The sequence below is a fragment of the Thiomonas sp. OC7 genome (assembly GCF_900634595.1).
GTDB lineage: Bacteria > Pseudomonadota > Gammaproteobacteria > Burkholderiales > Burkholderiaceae_C > Thiomonas > Thiomonas arsenitoxydans.
This window is the reverse complement of the sequence record NZ_LR131953.1, coordinates 1973373-1994403: the sequence shown is the minus strand read 5'-3', so window position 1 is coordinate 1994403 and position 21031 is coordinate 1973373. Positions and strand designations below refer to the sequence as shown.

Below are 21031 nucleotides of genomic sequence, written 5' to 3'. Positions count from 1 at the left end.
TGTCGGCCCCTTAGCGTCGCAACGCCGCCGCCTCACGCGCCAGGGCGGTGATGGCGGCCCAGTCGTGCGCGGCCAATGCCGCTTCGGGCGCCAGCCAGGAGCCGCCCACGCAGCCTACATTGGGCAGCGCCAGATAGGCCGCGGCGTTGCCCGAGTGAATGCCCCCGGTCGGGCAGAACAGCAATTGCGGCAGCGGTCCGTGCAACGACTTGAGCAGCGCCTGACCGCCCACGGCTTCGGCCGGAAACAGTTTCATTGCGGTGAAACCCGCGTCCAGCGCCGTCATGGCTTCACTGGCGGTGGCCACGCCGGGCACGAAGGGCAAGCTGCTTGGGCGGGTAGCCGCCAGCAGTGCGGGCGTCAGCCCGGGGCTGATGCCGAACAGAGCGCCCGCGTCTTGCGCGCGCTGCCAGTCGCTCGGGCTCAGCACGGTGCCCGCGCCTACCAGCGCACCGGGCACGCGGTCGCGAATCTGACGGATGGCGTCCAGCGCCGCCGGGGTGCGCAGCGTCACCTCCAGGGTGCGGATGCCGCCGGCCACCAGCGCCGTGGCCAGATCGACAGCCTGTCCGGCATCGCGGATCACCAGCACGGGCATCACCGGCCCGGCGCGCAGCAGTTCTTCGGCGGTCATCGCGTGGCTCCTGCTGCGACGGGCGCAGCGGACAAGGCGGGCTCAGGCTTGGCCCAGTCGGGATGCTGAAAGCTGGTCGCCCCCTGCTCGGCGCCGTCCACATGGTGGCGGAAGGCGGCGAACAGCTCGCGGCCCACGCCGTATTGGCGTCGACTGAGGTCGACGCTCTGCGCCTGGCGCGCGGCCCAGACTTCGGGCGGCACTTCGGCGTTGACTTCTCCGGTGTGGGCGTTCAGGGTGATGAGATCGCCTTCGCGCACCTTGGCGATCGGCCCGCCGTGCACCGCCTCGGGCGTGACGTGAATGGCCGAGGGCACTTTGCCGGAGGCGCCCGACATGCGCCCGTCGGTCACCAGCGCCACCTTGAAACCGCGCTCCTGCAACACGCCCAGCGTGGGCATGAGCTTGTGCAGTTCGGGCATGCCGTTGGCCGCCGGACCCTGAAAGCGGATGACGGCGACGAAATCGCGCTCGAGCTCGCCGCGCTTGAAGGCGGCGAGCAGGTCGTCCTGATCGTCAAAGATGAGGGCGGGCGCGGTAATCACGCGGTATTCGGGTTTGACCGCCGAGACCTTGATGACGGCACGCCCCAGATTGCCCGTCATGAGTTTGAGGCCGCCGTCTGGGGCGAACGGATCGGAGACGGGCCGCAAAATGTCGCGGTCGAGCGTCTCGTCGTTTACCGGGCGCCAGACGAGCTGGCCGCCATCGAATCCCGGCTCCTGCGCGTAGCGCGCCAGCCCGGGCCCGGCCACGGTCTGCACATCGGGGTGCAGCAGCCCGGCGGCGAGTAGTTCGCGGATGACAAAGCCCATGCCCCCGGCCGCGTGGAACTGATTGACGTCGGCTCGGCCGTTGGGGTAGAGCTTGGTGAGCGTGGGCACGGCCTTGGAGAGATCGTCGAAGTCGGTCCAGTTGATGTCGATGCCCGCGGCGCGGGCGATGGCCACGAGGTGGATGGTGTGGTTGGTCGAGCCCCCCGTGCACAGCAGGCCGACGAGGCCGTTGACGATCACGCGCGCATCGACCAGTTCGCCAATCGGGGTGTACTCCGGGCCTTCGGCAGAAATCGCCACGGCGCGGGTGGCGGCCGCGCGGGTGAGCGCTTCGCGCAGCGGCGTGCCAGGGTTGACGAAGGCCGAGCCGGGCAGGTGCAGGCCCATGATCTCCATGAGCATCTGGTTGGAATTGGCGGTGCCATAGAAGGTGCAGGTGCCCGCGCTGTGATACGACTGCATCTCGGCGTCAAGCAGTTCGGCGCGGCCGATCTTGCCTTCGGCATACAGCGCGCGGATGCGGGCCTTCTCGTCGTTGCCCATGCCACTGGTCATGGGGCCGCCGGGCACGAATATGCCAGGCAGATGGCCGAAAACCAGGGCGCCAATCAGCAGGCCGGGCACGATCTTGTCGCACACCCCGAGGTAGAGCCCGGCGTCGAACATCTGGTGGCTCAACGCCACCGCCGTGGCCATGGCGATGACGTCGCGCGAAAACAGCGACAGCTCCATGCCGGCCTGCCCCTGGGTCACGCCGTCGCACATCGCGGGCACGCCCCCGGCGAACTGCGCCGTGGCGCCCGCCGACTGCGCAGCCTCCTTGATCCAGGCCGGAAACGCGCCCAGCGGCTGGTGCGCCGAGAGCATGTCGTTGTACGCGGAAACGATGGCCAGATTGGGCCGGGACTGCGGGCTGATTTCCTTGAGCATCAGCTTAGCCGGCGCCGGGGCGGCCGCCATCGCGTGCGCCAGGTTGGTGCAGGAGAGGTGCCCGCGCTCGACCTTGCTGCCCCGCGCTGCGCGCACGCGCGCCAGATAAGCCTCGCGCCGCGCCGCGCTACGCGCCTCGATGCGCTGCGTCACGGTCACTAATACGGGATGCAAAGAAGACATGGCAACTCCAAACAGTCATTTAGCGATAGGCCGCGATACTCCGTACCCACAGGCCATTAAGGGGCTCAAACCCACTTCATCAGGCAACATACTATGCCTACCCCACCGGCAAGGCTGTTCAGAGTACACCCCCAAGATGACCTCGAATCTCTCCCTTCCTGCCACCCGCCTGGTCGGCGACATCGGCGGCACCAATGCCCGATTCGCCCTGCACACCGCGCAAGGGCTCAGCGATATTCGCGTGCTGCCCACGGCGGATTACGCCCGCTTTGCCGATGCGCTGCTCGCCTATCTCGCCGCCACGGGCGCGACCGCCGTGCGCCATGTCGCCATCGGCATCGCCAACCCGGTGTATGGCGACCAGATTCGCATGACCAACCATCACTGGGCCTTTTCCATCGCCCAGACCCGCGCCGAGCTGGGGCTGGAGACCTTTCTGGTGCTCAACGACTTCGCTGTGCTCGCGCGCGCCCTGCCCGAATTGCCCGCGGCCGAGCTCGTTCAGGTGGGCGGCGGCAGCGCCGTGCCCGGCGCGCCGCTGGCGCTGCTGGGCGCGGGCACCGGCCTGGGCGTGTCGGGCCTGATTCCCGACGGACAAGGGGGTTGGACGCCGCTTGCGGGCGAGGGTGGGCATGTGAGCTTCGCCCCTTTTGATGAGCGCGAGGTGGCCATCCGGCGTCTGGCGCATGCGCGCTTCGGGCATGTTTCGGCCGAGCGTTTGCTGAGCGGCACCGGGATGGCGTTTTTGCATCAGGCGCTCGGACAGATCGCCGGGCAGACGCCGCCCGAGCGCAGCGCCGCCGAAATCACCCGCCTGGCCCTGGACGGCAGCGACGCGCTGTGCCACGACACAGTGACGCTGTTCTGCACCTTGCTGGGCACGGTGGCGGCCGATCTGACCATTACCCTGGGAGCGCGCGGCGGGGTGTATATCGGCGGCGGCATCGTGCCGCGGCTGGGCGACTTCTTTCGGCATTCCCCGTTCCGCCAGCGCTTCGAAGACAAAGGGCGCACCTCGCCGTATCTGCGCGATATTCCGGTCTGGGTGATCCACAGCCCCTGGCCTGCCTTGCTCGGCGCAGCCGCGGCGCTTGATCAGTTTCTGCAGTCGCACTGACTCTTCTTGTCCCGCGGGAAGCAGCGCGGCGCCTACCGAGCGCCCCCAGGGCCGGGCAATCCCCACCCCGACCCTCCCCACAAGTGGGGAGGGAGTGATCTCACCTCCCCCACGTCGTGGGGGAGGTCGGGAAGGGGCGGCCCGGCGTTTTCTCATGAACCGTGTCGGTGAAGGCGAGAGGGGCGGTGGGCGGCGGGGCTTCGGCGTCGAAGCGTTCAAACCCGGTGTAGCACAGGAAGTGACGGCCCGCGGCGCGGCCGAACAGGGTCATGCCCAGCGTCTCGGCCAGTTGATGGCCCATGGCGGTCACCCCGTTGCGCGACACGATGATGGGCACGCCCATCCGCGCCGACTTGATCACCATTTCGCTGGTGAGCCGCCCGGTGGTGTAGAACACCTTGTCGCCCCCCTGCACGCCGTGCACCGCCATCCAGCCGGCGACGGTGTCGATGGCGTTGTGGCGGCCGACGTCTTCGACAAAGCATTGCAGCGCGTCGCCGTGAAACAGCGCGCAGCCGTGCACCGATCCGGCCTGGCGGTGCACGCTGTCGCGTAGCTTCATTTGGTCGAGCAGGCTGATCAGCGTGGCCTGGCGCAGGCGCGCGGCCTGCGCGTCGGGCAGGCGGGTCTGGCCCAGTTGCGCCATCGCGTCGCCAAAGACCGTACCCTGCCCGCAGCCGGTGGTGACGACGCGGCGCGCGACGCGGGCTTCGAGGTCGCTGACGCCATGGCGGGTGCGCACCGCCGCGGCCTCCACCGCCCAGTCCACATCGATGCCGTCGATCTCGCCCGCCTGCTCGACCAGGCCCTGATTGAGCAGGTAGCCGAGCACCAGCAGTTCGGGGTTTGCGCCCAGAGTCATCAGCGTGACCAGCTCGCGTTTGTCGAGATAGATCGTCAGCGGACGTTCGGTCGGGATATCGATCTGCCGATGCTCGCCATGCTGATCGAGTATCCCGATCGGCCGCACGACCTCGCAGCGTGCCCGGCTGAGGCGGGGTGCGTCGGGCCGACGCGGCAGCGCCACGGCCTCGAAGGCGGTTGGCGCTATGGTCTCCAAAGCGGGTAGATCGCCCATATTTGACGTCCCTATTTGAAGCCCATAAGGCCTATGTCGCTGGCTCCGAAATCTCAGCCCCGCTGCGGGCGTAACCCGCAACCGGCGCCAGCGTGCCGCCTGCGCTCACGGCCACCGCGCAGTACTTGAACTCGGGAATCTTGCCGAACGGGTCGAGCGCCGGATTGGTCAGTAGATTGGCCGCGGCCTCGTAATAAGCGAAGGGAATGAATACGGCGCCGTCGGGCGTGCCGTCGTCGCGCCGCGCGGTGAGCACCACGGAGCCGCGGCGCGAACGCACGGTGATGGGCTCGCCCGGCTGCACGCCGAGTTTGCGCAGCTCGGCCGAATTCATCGACGCGGTGGGCATCGGCTCGATAGCGCCCAGCACGGCCGAGCGCCGCGTCATGCTGCCGGTGTGCCAGTGTTCGAGCTGGCGACCGGTGATGAGCACCTGCGGAAACTCCGCATCGGGCCGCTCGGACGCTGGAATGATGTCGGCGGGTACCAATTTGACGCGGCCGTCCGCAGTCGGAAAACGGTCGGCAAACACAATGGGCTGCCCCGGGTCTTGCGGCGTGAGGCAGGGATAGGTCACGCTGCCCTCGCGCTCCAGCCGCTCCCAGGTAATGCCGCCGATGGCCTCCGCCATGGTCTGGCGCATTTCTTCATACACCGCGGCCACGCCCTGCTCCGGGCCGGGGTAGTGCCAGTTCAGCCCCATGCGCGCGGCCATCTGCTGGATGATCCACAGATCGGGCCGCGCATCGCCCGGCGGGTTCAGTGCGCGCCGCCCCAGTTGCACCATGCGGTCGGTGTTGGTGACGGTGCCGGTCTTCTCGGGCCAGGCGCTCGCGGGCAGCACCACATCGGCCAGCCAGGCGGTCTCGGTCATGAAAATGTCTTGAACCACCAAATGTTCCAGTGCGCACAGCGCCTGCCGCGCGTGGTTCAGATCGGGGTCGCTCATGGCCGGGTTTTCGCCCTCGACATACATACCGCGTATCTTGTGCGGATCGCTGTCGGGCGCCAGGCATTTGTGCAGGATCTCGACCACGGTGTAGCCGGGCTTGTCGTCGAGCCGCGTCTGCCAGAACGCCTCGAACCACGCATGCGCCTGCGGATTGCTGACGAGCTGGTAGTTCGGGTACATCATGGGAATGAGACCGGCGTCGCTGGCGCCCTGCACATTGTTCTGCCCGCGCAGGGGATGCAGCCCGCTGCCGGGCTTGCCGATCTGGCCGGTCACGCTGGTCAGCGCGATGAGGCAGCGCGCGTTGTCGGTGCCGTGCACATGCTGGCTGATGCCCATGCCCCACAGAATCATCGAGGCCTTGCTGGTGGCGAAGGCGCGGGCCACTTCGCGGATGGTCTCGGCCGGTATGCCGCAGATCGGCGCCATGGCCTCGGCGCTGTAGCCCTGGATGTTTTGCTTCAGCGCCTCGAAGTTGCTGGCGCGCTGCGTGACAAACTCCTGATCGACCAAGCCTTCTTCGATGACGGAGTGAATCATGGCGTTGAGCAAGGCCACGTCGGTATCGGGGCGGAACTGCAGCGTGCGCCAGGCATGGCGGCCGAGGTCGGTCACGCGGGGATCGGCCAGCACGATTTTGGTGCCGCGCTTGGCGGCGTTTTTCATCCAGGTGGCCGCAACCGGGTGATTGGCCGTGGGGTTGGAGCCGATCACCAGAATGAGCTCGGCATGCTCCACATCGTTGACCTGGTTGCTCACCGCGCCCGAGCCCACCCCTTCGAGCAGCGCGGCCACGCTGGACGCATGGCACAGCCGGGTGCAGTGATCGACGTTGTTGCTGCCGAAGCCGGTGCGCACCAGCTTCTGGAACAAATAGGCCTCTTCGTTGCTGCCTTTGGCCGAGCCGAAACCAGCCAGCGCCTTATCGCCGTGGCGGGTGCGCAGGTCTTTGAGCTTGCCGGCGGCGAAGTCGAGCGCTTCTTCCCAGGTGGCCTCGCGGAAGGCGTCGCGCCAGTCGCCCTGGTGCGACAGCAGAGCCGGGTCTTTAGGCACGCCGGGCTTGCGGATCAGCGGCCGGGTCAGGCGTTGCGGGTGGTGCGCGTAGTCGAAGCCAAAGCGGCCTTTGACGCACAAGCGGCCGTGGTTGGCGGGGCCGTCGCGGCCATCGACGCTGACAATGATCTCGTCTTTCACGTTGTAGGTGATCTGGCAGCCCACGCCGCAGAACGGGCAGACCGAATCGACCCGGCGATCAACCGTCTGCGCGCCGATGTGGGTCTTGGGCATGAGCGCGCCTGTGGGGCAGGCTTGCACGCACTCGCCGCAGGCTACGCAGGTGCTGTCGCCCATGGGGTCGTGCAGGTCGAAGACGATTTCGCTGTGATGGCCGCGAAAGGCGTAGCCGATGACGTCGTTGACCTGTTCTTCGCGGCAGGCGCGCACGCAGCGGTTGCACTGAATGCAGGCATCGAGGTTGACCGCCATCGCCGGGTGCGACACGTCGGGCGCGGGCTGGTTGCGGCGGGTTGCAGCCAGCGCCGGTCGCACCTGCACGTTTTGGCGCGAGGCCCAGTCGCTGAGTTCGCCGTGCGGGCGGGTGGCGTCGTCGCCCAGCCATTTGTAGCCCTTTTCGGGCAGGTCGGAAAGCAACATTTCGAGCACCATGTTCTGGCTCTTCACCGCGCGCGGGCTGTTGGCATGCACCTTCATGCCGGGGGCCGCGGTGCGGCAGCAGCTTGGCGCAAGCACACGCTCGCCGTCGATCTCGACCATGCAGGCGCGGCAGTTGCCATCAGGCCGGTAGCCGGGTTTGTGGCACAGCCGGGGTATCGCCACACCGTGGCGGTCGGCCAGCTCCAGCAGGGTTTCGCCTTCGAGCGCCTGCACCGGGCGGCCATTGAGTTCAAGCTCAATCGTCTTCACGTTCATTCAAGACACCTCGTGAGCAAAATAGGTCTGCACGCAGCGCACCGGGTTGGGCGCCGCCTGTCCGAGGCCGCAGATGGAGGCGTCGGACATGACCTGATTCAGGTCTTCAAGCGTGGCGTGATCCCATTGCGGAGCCTGCATGAGTTGCGCAGCCTTGCCGGTGCCGACGCGGCAGGGCGTGCACTGGCCGCAGCTTTCGTGCTCGAAAAAGCGCATGACGTTGAGCGCGGCGTCGCGGGCCCGGTCTTGGTGGCTGAGCACGATGATGGCTGCAGAGCCAATGAAGCAGCCATGCGGCTGCAGGGTGTCGAAGTCGAGCGGCACATCGGCCAGCCGCGCCGGTAGGATGCCCCCGGAAGCGCCGCCGGGCAGGTAGGCGTAGAGCGTGTGGCCGTCGAGCATGCCGCCGCAATAGGTGTCGACCAGTTCCTTCAAGGTGATGCCCGCCGGAGCGAGTTTCACCCCGGGCGACTTCACCCGGCCGCTGACGCTGAAGGAACGCAGCCCCTTGCGGCCATTCAGCCCAAAGCCGCTGAACCAGGCCGCGCCACGCTCGACGATATCGCGCACCCAATACAGGGTCTCGAAGTTGTGTTCGAGTGTGGGGCGTCCGAACAGACCGATTTCAGCGATGTAGGGCGGACGCATACGCGGTTCGCCGCGCTTGCCTTCGATGCTCTCGATCATCGCCGACTCTTCGCCGCAGATATACGCCCCGGCGCCGCGCCGCAGCTCGATGTGAGGCAACGCGCAGGGCGGATCGGCCCGCAGCCGGGCAATCTCACGCTCCAGAACGGCCCGGCCGCCGTGATACTCGTCGCGCAGGTAGAGGTAGCAGGTGGAAATGCCCACCACCTGCGCGGCAATCAGCACGCCCTCGAGAAAGCGGTGCGGGTCGCGCTCGAGATAAGTGCGATCCTTGAAGGTGCCCGGCTCGCCCTCGTCGATATTCACCGCCATCAGCCGGGGCGCGGGGTAGCTGCGCACGATGCCCCATTTGCGCCCTGCCGGAAAACCCGCGCCGCCCAGGCCGCGCAGGCCCGAGTCGCTCAAGGCTTTGATCACCTCTTCCGCTGAACGCTGGCCGCTGGCTACAGCCGCCGCCAGTGCATAACCGCCCCGCGCGCGGTAAGCGTCATAGCCGACACAGGCCGGGGTCACCTCGCCCGACCCGTTGGTGACCGCCTGCGGGCCGACTGCGGCCAGGTCGAAGTCTGCATCAACTGCGGGCAGCGGATGCTGCAAGCGGCGGTTTGCCACGCTCTCGCGCACCGTGTCTGGCGTGGCATGCGCCACCGGCCATTGCCCCACCACCGCCACCGGCGCCTGCTCGCAGCGGCCCACGCAAGGCGTGGGCATCACGCGCACCTCGGCGCCGAGCAACTGCGGCAGACGCTGCAGAAGATCGCTCGCCCCGGCCAGCGAGCACGACAGGCTGTCGCACACACGCACTGTGATGGCCGCAGGCTGGGCATCATCGCGCAGCACTTCGAAGTGGTGATAGAAAGTCGCCACCTCGTACACCTCGGCCATCGGAAGATTCATCAACCGGGCCAGCGCCACCAAATGGCGCTCGTGCAGCCCGTGCCACTGGTCATTGATGCGGTGCAAATGCTCGATCAGCAGATCGCGGCGGTGCGGCCCGGCGCCGATAAGCTGCTGCACCTCGGCCAGCGCCTGCGGCTCGGGCTGGCGCCCCTTGAGCTTGCCCCGACGCCGGGCACGCCCGCGCATTTCATCGGCCGAAGCCAGAACCACGGCAGAGGTGTCGGAAGATGGAGAGGAATCGGTCATGATGTTTCAGCGGAACATCGATGCTCCGCAAGCTGGAATTGTTTTGGCAACGGCGCCAAGCTCGCGCTGCTGCGCGCATCCCTGTCACCGCATCTCTGTCACTTTAGCCGCTGCGTATTGCACGTGCCAGAACACTGAATTCTGCTCAGCCGATGCGAGCACGGCGAGTAAAAAAGCCCAGCGCCGCTCAAGCGCCGGGCTATTGACCAACTTTATCGAACTGGAAGCTCCATAGCTTGCTCAGCTTATGCCTTCCCCTACAACGTTGTAGGAAGAGGCATAAGGCAAGAATCCCACCCCTTCCAAATCAAGGGGTTGGGAAACCTGCGCGGGCATAAGTTGAGACAGCTTCAGGCATAAAGCGAGAAAAACCTCCGATGGCCTTTGCAGGTCGTCTCAATCCAGCATTCGAACGGGCGTTGCGCCCATCGAGTCCGCCCAAAACTGAAGGGCCAGATGCGCTCCCATGGGTCGTTTGCAGGTGTCGCGGTTTCTAGATAGAGTCGTCACGAGTTGTGGCATGATGGCGCTGTTCATACCAACCGCGCTATTGAGATGCCCGAGACGCTTCATCGACACGATCTATCAGATCGGCACTGGGAATTGCTCGAACCCCACTTGCCTGGACGAGCGGGAGTTTGGGGCGGGGTTGCGCGGGACAACCGCCAATTCATCAACGCCGTGTTCTGGATTCTTCGCACCGGTGCGCCGTGGCGAGACCTGCCCGCCTCATATGGCGGCTGGAAAAACACCCATCGGCGTTTTTGCCGCTGGCGCGACAAGGGCATTTGGGAGTCGCTCCTGGAGCAGTGCATTGATGAGCCCGATTTCGAGTGGATCATGATCGATGCCAGTCACTGCAAGGTTCATCCGCACGCAGCGGGTGCGCGGGGTGGCAATCAGGCGATGAGCCGCACAAAAGGGGGCTCAACACCAAGATACATCTGGCCGTGGATGCGCATGGTCTGCCGCTCCGAGCGGTTATTACAGAAGGTACCCGAGCGGATTGTGCAGAGGCTGAGCGGTTGATGGACGGGTTCAAGATGGACTACCTGCTTGCCGACAAAGGCTACGACAGTGACGCCATCGTGGCGCATGCCCAAGCGCAAGGCGCGCAAGCCGTGATTCCGCCACGCAAGAACCGCAAGCAACCCCGCACGTATGACAAAGCACTCTACAAACTACGTCACCTGGTCGAGAACGCCTTCCTGCATCTCAAGCGGTGGCGGGGCATCGCCACGCGCTACGCGAAAAACGTCGCCTCATTCGTTGCCGCCGTGCAAATTCGCTGCCTTGCCCTCTGGCTGCAAATCTTGTGACGACACTATCTAGTCTATCGCCATTTGGGTGCGAAGCAAATCGCCCGATTCAAGACGGCGCAGGCCACCTCATACGGCCTCCTCCAGCGCCCCGACCTGGGCAATCTGAACCAGTTGCTGGCGGACCGTGTTGAGGGCCGTCAGGTCGACCGTTGACACAGCCACACGTCGGTTGCCGAACCCCTGGGCGTGGCCGAATTCGTAGGTTGCGCGCCGGGCTGCCCAATCGCCAAGGCCGGCATGATGCGGGTATAGCAGAACCACGTCCCTTGCGTCATAACGCTCGGCATACGCAAACATCTGATAAGCGTCGGCTGGGATGACCCCTTCCCGGTTCTGCCCCTCCTTTAGACGCTTCCACTTCGTGTCAATGATGAGCCGCGTCTCCCCATCGCGCTCCACCACGATGTCGGGTCGGAGCGCGAATGCTGGCTCGCCTTCAATGGACCGCGCCAAGTGGCGCCGAGGGCCCTGCAAGGTAACGTTCCATCCCAGCGGCTTCAGTGCAGCGCGCGTCTGCCTGCCGACATATTCCTCAAACAGCTCATTCATGTCGAAGAGCACCGCAAATCCATGGCCACCGCCTGAAACAACATCAGGCGAATAGCCCCGTAAGAACATCTGTGCGAGTGCGACAAGCGGTCGATACCGGTCGCTCAACCGATTCAGCACCACTCTCTCTCGCTGAGCGCCACTTGGATGAAGGTCCGCTACATCTTGAAAACAGAACAGGAGCTCCGAGAGGCTTCGTGTGCTTGCGGGACTTCGTGCCACTTCCAGCAGCAGGCGGACAGTGGCCTTGAGGATGCGGTTCAGTGCGGTGTCCTCTGAAAACTCATCGAAGGTGCAATACAGCCTATCCGGCCGTGCCAGGTTATGCAGGACTTGACCTGCAACGTGCAAACGCCCCCGCATCACCACAAGGTTCTCTTCACGGCTCTCGTAGTGCCGGACAAGCCCCCTGCGGACAGCGGCCCAGAGACCATCACAGAACAGTCGAATCATGACCTCAAGGACGGAGTCTTCCGAACGCTCGATTTGGCTCGCGGCTTCACCGTCAAGGTGCAGGTCAAATGTTGCGGCAACCATGCGCATGAGGCTGGCACGGACGGATTGGTTTTCTGAACCATCGACCTTCGGAAGAACTTCGACTTGGTATCGCCCCAAGCACACAACGCCAACGAAGTTTTGGGCGACAAGCGTGCCGCGAGGTCCATGCGCGAAGGCCGGCACACCCCGCGCGCGACGGAACGATTCGCTAAATCGTTCCAGCTGTTCGCGCTGCGCGGCCGTCACGATGCGCTCATTCGCATCCCACGCCGGGCCACACTTGATGTGCTCGAACTCCTTGACCAAGAGGACCTGTGGCATGGCCTACCCAGCGTAGATGTTCTGATAGGCCGTCGCTGGAAAAGGGGTCGGATTCACGGAGTACACGATGACTGGTTCATCACTGCCGTCGTCATCACCGTCCGACAAGACAACCGCCTTCACTTCCTTTCGGATGAAGGCTCCATCGCCAAGGTCGTTCAGCGCCCGTCGGACCTTGGACCAGTTCTCGAAGAAGTATTCTTGGAGCAGGGGAAGGACTTTTCGACGGAAAACGGCCTCCAGCTCGGACAGGGTTTGGACACCCATGAAGTACGCGTGTCCGATGGTGTGGTCGCGGTCGTAAAGCGCTTCGATGCGCTCGTTCAGCGCGCGCAGCAGGCGCTCCAAATCGACACCCTCAATGACCTGCCCCGTTAACTTTGTCGGGTCAGGCATCACTTCGACAAAGTCGAATCGGCGTCGCAGTGCAGTGTCGAGCAGGGCAATGGAGCGGTCCGCTGTATTCATCGTCCCGATGATGTGGAGGTTGCTCGGTACGCTCAAATCCTCTCCGGAGTAGGGCAGCTTGACGGTAACAGCGTTGGGTTGTCCTTCGCGCTTGTCAGGCTCGATGAGGGTGATGAGTTCGCCAAATACTTTGGAGATGTTGGCGCGGTTGATTTCGTCGATGATGATGACATGCGGGAGCAGTGCGTCGACGCCATCACGCTCTGCATCGTCGAGGTCACCGTTGCGCGCGAGGTCGCACGCACGTTTAAAGACGCCGGGTATGACGCTATAGACGATTTGTCCGCGATGGTTGACATGGGGGCGGAGACCTTCAATGAATTCCTCGTACCCATAGGACTGATGAAACGTCACGAAGGTGACCCTTCTTTCCGCTCGCAGCTCGTCGAATCTTGCCTTGACCGCGTTGCTGTTCCCTTCAACGCCCCCATCGCAGATTTCCACGGTAAGCGCTGTGGTGCTGTAGGTCTTCCCGGTTCCCGGAGGACCATAAAGGATGGTGTTAGAGGGAGCATTCATTGGAACTTCTTCGTCGAGAATCTCATCTGTAAGGTCGCCCGTCCCGGGCAGAACTTCCTCGGCTGCTGCAGCCAGTGCCTTTTGGATTTGCAAGGAATACTTCCCCGCTGCAATCCTGGTGACCACGGCAACATCGCCTGGAATTGCGCCGACCTCCTTAAACAGACGCCCAAACCGGCTCCTGATGCGTGCAGCCCCTCTGTCCACCCGAATATCCGTTGTGTAAACCTGACCGCCTTGGGCGGCTAGCTCGAACGTGGTTCCAAGCTCCGAATTATTCGCACCCCCATAGGAATCCGGTGGGAATATCGAACCCTCCAGAGGAACCTTGACATACCCGTTCTCCACAGCCCCTCTTGTGAGGACTACGGACCAGTTTTCGGAATCCACTCGCTCAGTCTCCATATGTGTGAGCCGCCATACTTCATGCACCGCTCAAGCCGATGTCGAAGTGCGGCCCGCATACTCTTCAACCCAGCAGAGGGTATTAACCAATGCCATCTGACTAGGCGTCGCTACCGACACGTCGAGCAGACGGGGTGACGCGACCACGCCGACCCAGCATCTCGCCCTTGAAATCGCGACGTTCAGTCGGTTCTTGCTGTACAGAAAATCAATATCGCGCGGCAGGTATTCACCACTCGACGTGGTCATGGAAACGAGGACTGCCTCGGCCTCCTGACCCTGAAACTTGTCGACCGTGCCGACGCGTGCGCCTTCGGGCAATACGGTCCGCAGACGATTGACCTGCTGGTTGTAGGGCGCAACGACCAGGATGCTGTCGATGGTCATTTCCCGGCTCACACCCTTGCAATCGATGTACCGTTGCCCGAGCAACTCATCGAACAGCTGCCGCACGAGCTCCGCCTCTTCATCGCTGCGTTGCGAACAGCCATCGTGATTAACGCCGATGAACGAGATACCGGTAGGTCGGATGGCAGTGTGGTGATGTCCCGAAAGCACGAGCTGCTGATTCGCGGTGCTCGCCTCTGGCTCCAAACGCCCCGCGTACACCGCATCCGAAATGAAACGACAGACATCGGGATGCATCCGCCATGTCTCTTTGAGGAAGATGCCGCGGTCGGACGCAATGGTTGCCTCTCCCTGCAGGAGATACTCCAGCGTCGACTGCCCAGACTCGCCTGGATGCACGCCCTGAATGGGTTGCCCCAGCTGCATCTGGTCGCCCAGCAACACCAGGTTGCGTGCGCAGGTCGACATCGCCAGCAGATTCGCAAGAGATACTTGGCCCGCCTCATCGACAAACAGGTAATCGAATTTCTGCTTGAACTTGCTCGATGCAAACAGCCACGCCGTACCGGCCACCAAGGTCACATCGTCCAGGACATCGAAAATGTCATCCCCGGAGAACATGTCCACGATGAAGGTGCCCTGGATACAGGAATCCTCCGAGGTCGACTTCTTGATTCCCTGAAACGTCAGACCAGTGGCCTTCGCCACCTTCTCCACCGCCTTCAGCAGGTTGTTGATGGCCTTGTGGCTGTTCGATGACACAGCAACCCGCTTGCCCTGCCGCAACAACTCGGTGATGACATGCGAGCCTGTGTAGGTCTTGCCGGCACCCGGCGGTCCTTGAATGAACAGGTAGCTGTCCTGCAATGAGGTGACGGTCCGGATGGCGCCATCCAGCAACGTTTCGTCAGCGCGGACGAGCGGCTCACCCGCAGCGATGCCGGCAACCTTCGGTGTCTCCCGCCGCAGGAAGCTCAGACCGGCTTTGTAGAGCTGTCCGCTCGAGAGGTAGGCATCGACGAAGGTCTGAATGGCATTGACGATTACCGTGTTGATGATGGGCTTGCCGGTACCCAGTGCGATGCCGGCTTCGGGCAACTGCTCATCGAGGCGCACGTCGAACTGGACCTCGCGCCCGTCTTCATCAACGACCAGGTTGAAGACTTCCTCAAGGTTGGAGACGAGTACACAACGGTCTCCGGTCTTGAGCTTGGTCTCCTGCTCCGGAAATGTGTAGGTATACCGCGGTAGCCCATCGGGCCCCGGCGTCGGTAGCCGACTGCACGTGAGCCCAGCGATGACTTCTAAGTCGTCCAGCAATTCGTCGGGCGACGCATCCTGCCTGGCAAAGAGCGCCCACCAGACCGGCTTGTCTGCACGCCGGTGAAAATTCAGCAGGTGAAACAGCAGCTCCCGCACACGATGTTCATCTGTCCAGGCAAGTCGGTCAGCAGGCAGGTCTCCGACAAGGCGTCGGCGATAGTCTTCCATGCGGGCTGCAGCCTTCTTTGCCCTCTCCGACACCGGCGCCAAGAGCTGTGCTTCTGCGCCTTCCTCTTGCATCGCCCATACCGCGTCGGCCGGCCGCAAGGACAACAACCACTCGCGGAGCTCGTAGGTGCTGCGAACGTCGTCCTCGTTGTAGTTCTCGATGGCCGTCAGGAGCGCCTCATCCCGAGTCGCCTTCCACCGCTCATAGAACACCACACTGGCACCGGCAGTCTTGACGTCGCTTTCGCGCGCCTTGCTGCTGTAGAAGCGTTCCATCGCCTTGATGGAGTAGCTGTTCTCGCCAACGCGCATCCCTTCGCGGACGACGGAGTACAGGTCGACCAGTTTGTGTTGCCGCAGTAGGGCGTCCACCTCTGCCTCCCGCGTCCCATGCAGCGACATCAGGCGCTTCAGCGCAGAGGGCTCATAGGGCGCGTAGTGATAGATATGGGCGCGTGGAAACTGCCGCAGGTGGGCAACGACAAAATCCATGAAGGCTTCGAGGGCGAGGCGCTCTTCGTCTCGCGAGTGCGCCCAGAACGCGCGGAACCGCGGCTGCCCCTCTTCAAAGTGATAGATGCCGAAGAGGTATTCCAGGCCACCGTCCTCGAGCGGGTCACCCTCCATATCGAAGAAAAGGTCCCCGGCGTCCGGCTTGGGTAGTCGCGAGAACCCACGGCCAGTCGCCAGCGGCAGCAGTTCATACACCGGCTCGCCACGCTCCTGCGAAATGCGCTGCAAGCGCGCTTGCTGGGCCAAACGTTGAAGGGTGTCTGGCTGCATCCGCGCAACGGTGGCCCTGGCGGGCAGTTCACTCAGCGCTTGCGCCGTCCTGATGCCAGCCGCCCGCAGCCGCGTGATTTGGGTGCGCGTGATATTGGCGACCCGGTTCAGATGGTTCTCGGCTTCCCACCGCTCAGCACACAGGTCTCGCCATCGGCAGGAGCCGCACCGCTCGACGCGCTCGGGCGCGCTGTCACGTTGAACCGTCTCCACCCAGGCGAGAAAGCGTGCCTTCAATCGCCGGAAATATCGGAGATAGTCATCGACCAGGAAGGTCTCGCGACGCCCGTCGCCAAGGACCACGTGCATGTGGCCTGGCATCGTGCCTTGCACGGTCGCCAGGAGCTCTGAATAGAGGCAGAGTTGGATGAGAAACTTAGCTCGGCTGCTGCGCGCGAGCTTGGTGTCAGCGACCTCGTAGCTGAATCCACCCAGCCGTGACGGACGCTCTACGCGAATCAGGAAGTCGGCATGGCCGACCCACTGTCCCTCGAGGAATGTTCCCTGAAACACCACGGCGGCGCCGCCTTGCAAGGCGCGGCGCGTCGCCGCGTCACGCTCGATGTCGCTCTCGCCATCACTGCTGAGGTCGACCGCATCCGGGGATTGGTCGCGGAGAAGCTCCCAGTAGCGGCCCTCGTGTGCGAAGCCCTTTTCCTGGATGAGCACCATCTCCTCCGTGTCCTCCGCTTTGGGCAGCGGAGTGTCCAGATTGAGCAGGTCAAGATGGGTCAGATGAGTGCAGGCCGCAAAGTTGACCAAGTCGGACGCTGAAAAACGTTGCCCCCCTCCAATCCTTTGCATCCGTAGAACCTTGTTTGCTTGTTATTCGTTTTGATGAATCTGATGCTAGCCGACGCTCATCGGCCAAGGCGTATCTGGTGGAAACTTTGTAACCGGCCGGATTTGGCGACGTCACACACCGCCGCTCAGCCGCGCCCACCCGTCAGCCAATCGTGCAGGGCTCTCAATCCCCGATGGCCACCCTAATTCCCCCATCTGTGGCCACCTCAAACTCCCCCACCCTGGCCACGGCGCGATGAGGTGCTGAAGCCGGCGATTTCGCCGGCGGCCTGAGGTCTGGCAGGACGTTACTTTCTCCCTCTCACCGCAGGGGGGCAAGGAGTGAACGTCTTGAAGCCGCATTTGCAAACAACGATCTGGACGCTGCTGAGGAACGACACCAGCCAGCACGAGATCGCACGCGTGACGGGGATCGATCGCAAGACGATCCGCGCCTACGCGAAGCGTTTTGCCGCCGCCGAACCGGCAAACTCCCCCGGGGTGGCCACCGACTCGCCAGCGCAAACTGCTCCACCCCGGCCACCGACTCCGACGACCACCTCGGTGTCGGCGTGCGAGCCGCACCGCGCGTTCGTCGAGGCGCAGTTGCGGCTGCAGCGCAACGCCATGGCGATCTATCAGGATCTGGTCGACCAGTACGCGTTCACCGGCGCCTACAACTCGGTCAAGCGCTTCGTCGCCCGCCTCAGGAAGAAGCAGCCCGAGCAGTTCGACCGTCTGAGTTTCGTGCCGGGCGAGGAGATGCAGGTCGACTACGGCGAGGGCGCGTTGACGCTCGTGCCCGGCACCGACCGCTATCGCAAGCCAAGGCTGTTCGTGGCCACCCTGCGCTACTCGCGGGCCAGCTTCCGGCGCGTGGTGTGGAAGTCCAGCCAGCAGGTCTGGGCCGAACTGCACGAGCAGGCGTGGAGGTACTTTGGCGGATCGTGCCATTACGTCGTGCTCGACAACCTGAAGGAGGGGGTGCTCAAGCCCGACCTGTACGAGCCCCGGCTCAACCCGGTGTACGCGGCCACGCTCGCCCATTACGGCGTCGTCGCCGACCCGGCGCGGGTCCGTGACCCGAACCGCAAGGGCACGGTGGAGAACGCTATTCAACACACCCAGGCCACCGCGCTCAAGGGGCGCCGCTTCGCCTCGATCGAGGAGCAGAACACCTTCCTCGACCACTGGGAGCGCAAGTGGGCGGCCACGCGCATCCACGGCACCGAGCGCCGCCAGGTGAAGGCCATGTTCGAGGAGGAACGCCCGCTGCTGCAGCCGCTGCCGGTCCTGGGCATGCAGTCCTTCAAGGACGAGGAGCGCACCGTCTATGACGACTCCTGCGTGCGCGTCGAGCACTGCAGCTACGCCGCGCGCCCGGCGCCGATCGGCTCCAAGGTTCTGGTGCGCATCTTTGCCCGGCGCATCGAGATCCGCGACCTCGCCACCCAGGCGCTGCTGCGCAGCCACACCAAGGCCGAACGCCCAGGCACCGTTGTGCTGCCGCAGGACGAGCGCGTGTTCAACCCCTCGCGCGAGACACGCCGCATCCTGGCGCAGGCCAAGGACATCGGCCCCGACACGTCGCGGCTGTGCGAGATGCTGTTCGCCATCGAAGGCCGCGTTGGCCAGCGCAAGCTCTGGGGCATCGTCGGTCTGGCGCAGCGCTATCCCCGGCGCCTCATCGACACCGCATGCGCGACCGCCATCAGCGACGGCCTGCACAGCTACCGCCACGTCAAGGCGCTGACCGAGAAACTCGTCGCCGACGCGCTGGCGGCGCTGGACGTGCCGCCGCAGGCCGAACTGGCCCTGACCCAGGAACACGCCCTGATTCGCCCCGGTGACGACTACGCCGAACTGTTCGCGCGCAGCGCCGCGCAGGCACCCGAACCCACCACCCCGAGGAGATTCACGCATGACCATGAATGAGATCGATCGCGCGCTGCGCGAGTTGCGTCTGTCGGGCATTGCCGACACGCTGAGCACCCGCCTCATGCAGGCCCAGAGCACCCAGGAACCGTTCCTGGAAACCTTCGCCTCGATGCTGCAGGACGAACTCGACCGGCGCCGCTCGCGCCTGACCGAGCGCCGCTTCAAGCACTCGCGACTCGACGAGCGCCTGAGTCTGGCCGACTTCGATTGGCGCTTCAACCCCAAGCTGCCGCGCCAGGCCTGCTTCGAGTTGCACACCCTGAAGTTCATCAGCGAGGGAGCCAACGCCATGATCATCGGCAGGCCCGGCACCGGAAAAAGCCATGTCGCGAAGGCCGTGGCCTATCAGGCCACGCTGCAGGGCTTTGATGTGCGCTACGTCGAGGCCGACACCGAGTTCGCCAAGTTCGCACTGGGCAGCGCCGCCGAGCAGGCCGCACTGCTGCGCGGCTACGTCGCGCCCGATCTGCTCGTCCTCGACGACCTGTTCCTGGCACGCCGCATCGGCGACGCTGCAGCCGAACTGCTGCAGACCGTCGTGCACCAGCGCTACAAGCATCGTCGCTCCATCGTCGTCACCTCCAACCGCGTCGTGCAGGACTGGGGCAAATACCTCGGCGACGCCACCATGGCCACCACCATCCTCGACCGCCTCATGCACCGCGCCGCCATGCTCGAGTTCGACGGCAAGAGCTACAGGCTCAAGGAGGCCGCCGCTCGCATCGCCCTCAACACCACCGCCGACGCATAATTAACCCGTCCTGCACTGGGGGAGTTTGGGTGGCCACAGATGGGGGAATTTGAAGTGGCCATCAGGGTCAATACGGCGGGGTCCGAAACACCACGCAGCGGATGGCTGAGGATGAGCTCAGGCGGTGCGGGGCGCGGAAATTCAGTGGCCGCATCGTCGACGATGCGGTAGTTCTGAATCGATGGATTCAGATGCAGCCACCAGAGTATCGATTCGTATCGCGGACCGCGCGGGACGACGCCAAGCAACGGAACGCTGACGGGCCGCAGCATCTGCGCAAGTTCAGCGGGGTCGTAGATATATCTCCATGTGGAGTGCACGACAAGCCCCAGGCGCTCCTGTCCACGCAGCACTTCTGCCAGAGTGGTAGCCCACTCGAAGTAGCGCACCTTTTCCCCTTCTGCGACTGCGGGGTGCAGGACGCCATCGAAGTCGAGGAACAACGCCGTGTCAGTGTGTGGGTTCATGACTAGCTTTGGCTTGCATCGTATGAGGTGGGCTGTGCTGGGGTTGGAGATTCCACGGCGGCATCTTTGAGAAGGTGGCCGTGCTTGACATCCGGGTTCATGTGGAGCCTTTGGCGTATCGGTTCGAGGCGTTGGCGTCGCCGACGTCTCTTCGGCGCTCAACTGGTTGGCACATCGACAACACACGCAAAATCGAATGCCGGGTTCTCAAACTGCAGTTCGTGCGCTTTCGGTGATGAGTTCTGGTTCCGCGCATATCCGCGCGGATTAGCCACCACACGACATGTGTCGACTGCGTAATCGAAAGAGTCGTGCACATGCCCGTGAATCCACAAGTCGGCCTTCACAACCAGCTCGCTCAGGTCGCTGACAAAGGCGGCGTTGAGTGGGTCCCCTGCATACCGCGGATGCACGGACAGAGGATGCGGACCGTGATGACTGACGACCACGGTCCGACCGTCATATTCGGTGTCCAATGCCTCTTTGAGCCATGCGCGACTGGATTCGTGCTCTGCAAGCGCGTCCCGCGCAGTGAATGCTCGACCGTGAAACCGAATGCGGCGGTGGTCACTGATGCGCCGCTCGGCGGTGTCCATGAGCTCGCTCTGCAGACGATTGAGTGTCAGTCGATAGTCTGTCCAGAGCGTCGTCCCGATAAATCGAACGCCGCCAAAGTCTGCGATGTCGTTATCGAGGAACCGCATAGACGTGTCGCACGTCGCTGCTCGCAGGTCTGCACGCAGTTGCTCCATCGCGTGACCGTAATACTCGTGATTTCCGGCAACGTAGAGCACTGGGACGGGCCAATTGCCAAACAGCTGAACCGCTTGTGTGCCGTTGCCAATATCGCCTGCCAACACGAGCAAGTCCGCGCCATGCGCCGGCGCAATCAAACGCTCCCCCGGAAAATTCTCTTGCAGGAATTCGAGATGCAAGTCGCTCGCAATTTGGATACGCATCGTGGTTAGCCGTGTGGGGAATTGATATTGCGCGGA

The 21031-nt window shown here is 63.9% G+C and carries 14 protein-coding genes; 4 read left to right on the top strand and 10 right to left on the bottom strand.

Annotated elements, in window-relative coordinates; translation table 11 throughout:
• Positions 1 to 10: 10 nt before the first annotated feature.
• The gene (gene eda / locus BIO17B3_RS09545) at positions 11 to 634 is read right to left on the bottom strand and encodes a bifunctional 4-hydroxy-2-oxoglutarate aldolase/2-dehydro-3-deoxy-phosphogluconate aldolase (protein ID WP_156053862.1); all 624 of its coding nucleotides are present in this window, start codon (positions 632 to 634) and stop codon (positions 11 to 13) included.
• Complete coding sequence (gene edd / locus BIO17B3_RS09540) at positions 631 to 2523, bottom strand: phosphogluconate dehydratase (RefSeq protein WP_156053861.1); 1893 nt, start codon at positions 2521 to 2523, stop codon at positions 631 to 633. Before edd ends, eda begins: the two co-directional genes overlap by 4 nt.
• Before the next feature lie 136 nt (positions 2524 to 2659).
• Here edd and BIO17B3_RS09535 point away from each other — a divergent pair, with 136 nt between their 5' ends.
• Positions 2660 to 3640 (top strand): glucokinase, encoded by a 981-nt coding sequence (locus tag BIO17B3_RS09535; protein ID WP_156053860.1) that lies wholly within the window; start codon positions 2660 to 2662, stop codon positions 3638 to 3640.
• 100 nt (positions 3641 to 3740) lie between these two features.
• Here the strand turns inward: BIO17B3_RS09535 and BIO17B3_RS09530 are convergent, their stop codons facing one another.
• Genes BIO17B3_RS09530 through BIO17B3_RS09520 form a run of 3 tightly spaced genes read right to left on the bottom strand, consistent with a single transcriptional unit; the run spans position 3741 to position 9393 of the window.
• Positions 3741 to 4718 (bottom strand): formate dehydrogenase accessory sulfurtransferase FdhD, encoded by a 978-nt coding sequence (locus tag BIO17B3_RS09530; RefSeq protein ID WP_156053859.1) that lies wholly within the window; start codon positions 4716 to 4718, stop codon positions 3741 to 3743.
• Positions 4719 to 4749: 31 nt separating this feature from the next.
• Entirely contained in the window at positions 4750 to 7599 is a 2850-nt protein-coding gene (gene fdhF, locus BIO17B3_RS09525) for a formate dehydrogenase subunit alpha (protein WP_156053858.1), read from the bottom strand.
• Positions 7600 to 9393 (bottom strand): NADH-ubiquinone oxidoreductase-F iron-sulfur binding region domain-containing protein, encoded by a 1794-nt coding sequence (locus BIO17B3_RS09520; RefSeq protein WP_156053857.1) that lies wholly within the window; start codon positions 9391 to 9393, stop codon positions 7600 to 7602.
• A 555-nt stretch (positions 9394 to 9948) separates the two neighbouring features.
• Here BIO17B3_RS09520 and BIO17B3_RS09515 point away from each other — a divergent pair.
• A protein-coding gene (locus tag BIO17B3_RS09515) for an IS5 family transposase (RefSeq protein ID WP_156052812.1) occupies positions 9949 to 10712 on the top strand; the annotation gives its coding sequence in 2 pieces (ribosomal slippage) (positions 9949 to 10321 and positions 10321 to 10712; 765 coding nt in all).
• 69 nt (positions 10713 to 10781) lie between these two features.
• On the opposite strand, the gene BIO17B3_RS09510 is transcribed toward BIO17B3_RS09515, so the two are convergent.
• Genes BIO17B3_RS09510 through BIO17B3_RS09500 form a run of 3 tightly spaced genes read right to left on the bottom strand, consistent with a single transcriptional unit; the run spans position 10782 to position 16859 of the window.
• Positions 10782 to 12083, bottom strand: coding sequence for an McrC family protein (locus BIO17B3_RS09510; RefSeq protein WP_156053856.1), 1302 nt, complete (start codon positions 12081 to 12083; stop codon positions 10782 to 10784).
• A gap of 3 nt (positions 12084 to 12086) precedes the next feature.
• Positions 12087 to 13460: an McrB family protein gene (locus tag BIO17B3_RS09505; RefSeq protein WP_232054248.1), complete on the bottom strand. Its 1374-nt coding sequence runs from the start codon at positions 13458 to 13460 to the stop codon at positions 12087 to 12089.
• Positions 13461 to 13505: 45 nt separating this feature from the next.
• Positions 13506 to 16859 carry a TM0106 family RecB-like putative nuclease gene (locus BIO17B3_RS09500; protein WP_232054247.1) on the bottom strand — a complete coding sequence of 1118 codons (3354 nt, stop codon included), beginning with the start codon at positions 16857 to 16859 and terminating at the stop codon, positions 13506 to 13508.
• 363 nt (positions 16860 to 17222) lie between these two features.
• Between BIO17B3_RS09500 and istA the strand changes: the two genes are divergently transcribed.
• Positions 17223 to 18815: an IS21 family transposase gene (istA, locus tag BIO17B3_RS09495; protein ID WP_156053322.1), complete on the top strand. Its 1593-nt coding sequence runs from the start codon at positions 17223 to 17225 to the stop codon at positions 18813 to 18815.
• Positions 18802 to 19569 (top strand): IS21-like element helper ATPase IstB, encoded by a 768-nt coding sequence (gene istB / locus BIO17B3_RS09490; RefSeq protein ID WP_156053323.1) that lies wholly within the window; start codon positions 18802 to 18804, stop codon positions 19567 to 19569. Before istA ends, istB begins: the two co-directional genes overlap by 14 nt.
• Here the strand turns inward: istB and BIO17B3_RS09485 are convergent.
• Positions 19512 to 20036 carry an HAD domain-containing protein gene (locus BIO17B3_RS09485; protein ID WP_156053853.1) on the bottom strand — a complete coding sequence of 175 codons (525 nt, stop codon included), beginning with the start codon at positions 20034 to 20036 and terminating at the stop codon, positions 19512 to 19514. The genes istB and BIO17B3_RS09485 overlap by 58 nt on opposite strands.
• Before the next feature lie 158 nt (positions 20037 to 20194).
• Positions 20195 to 20995, bottom strand: a complete 801-nt coding sequence (locus BIO17B3_RS09480) for a metallophosphoesterase (RefSeq protein ID WP_156053852.1) — start codon at positions 20993 to 20995, stop codon at positions 20195 to 20197.
• Positions 20996 to 21031 lie beyond the last annotated feature (36 nt).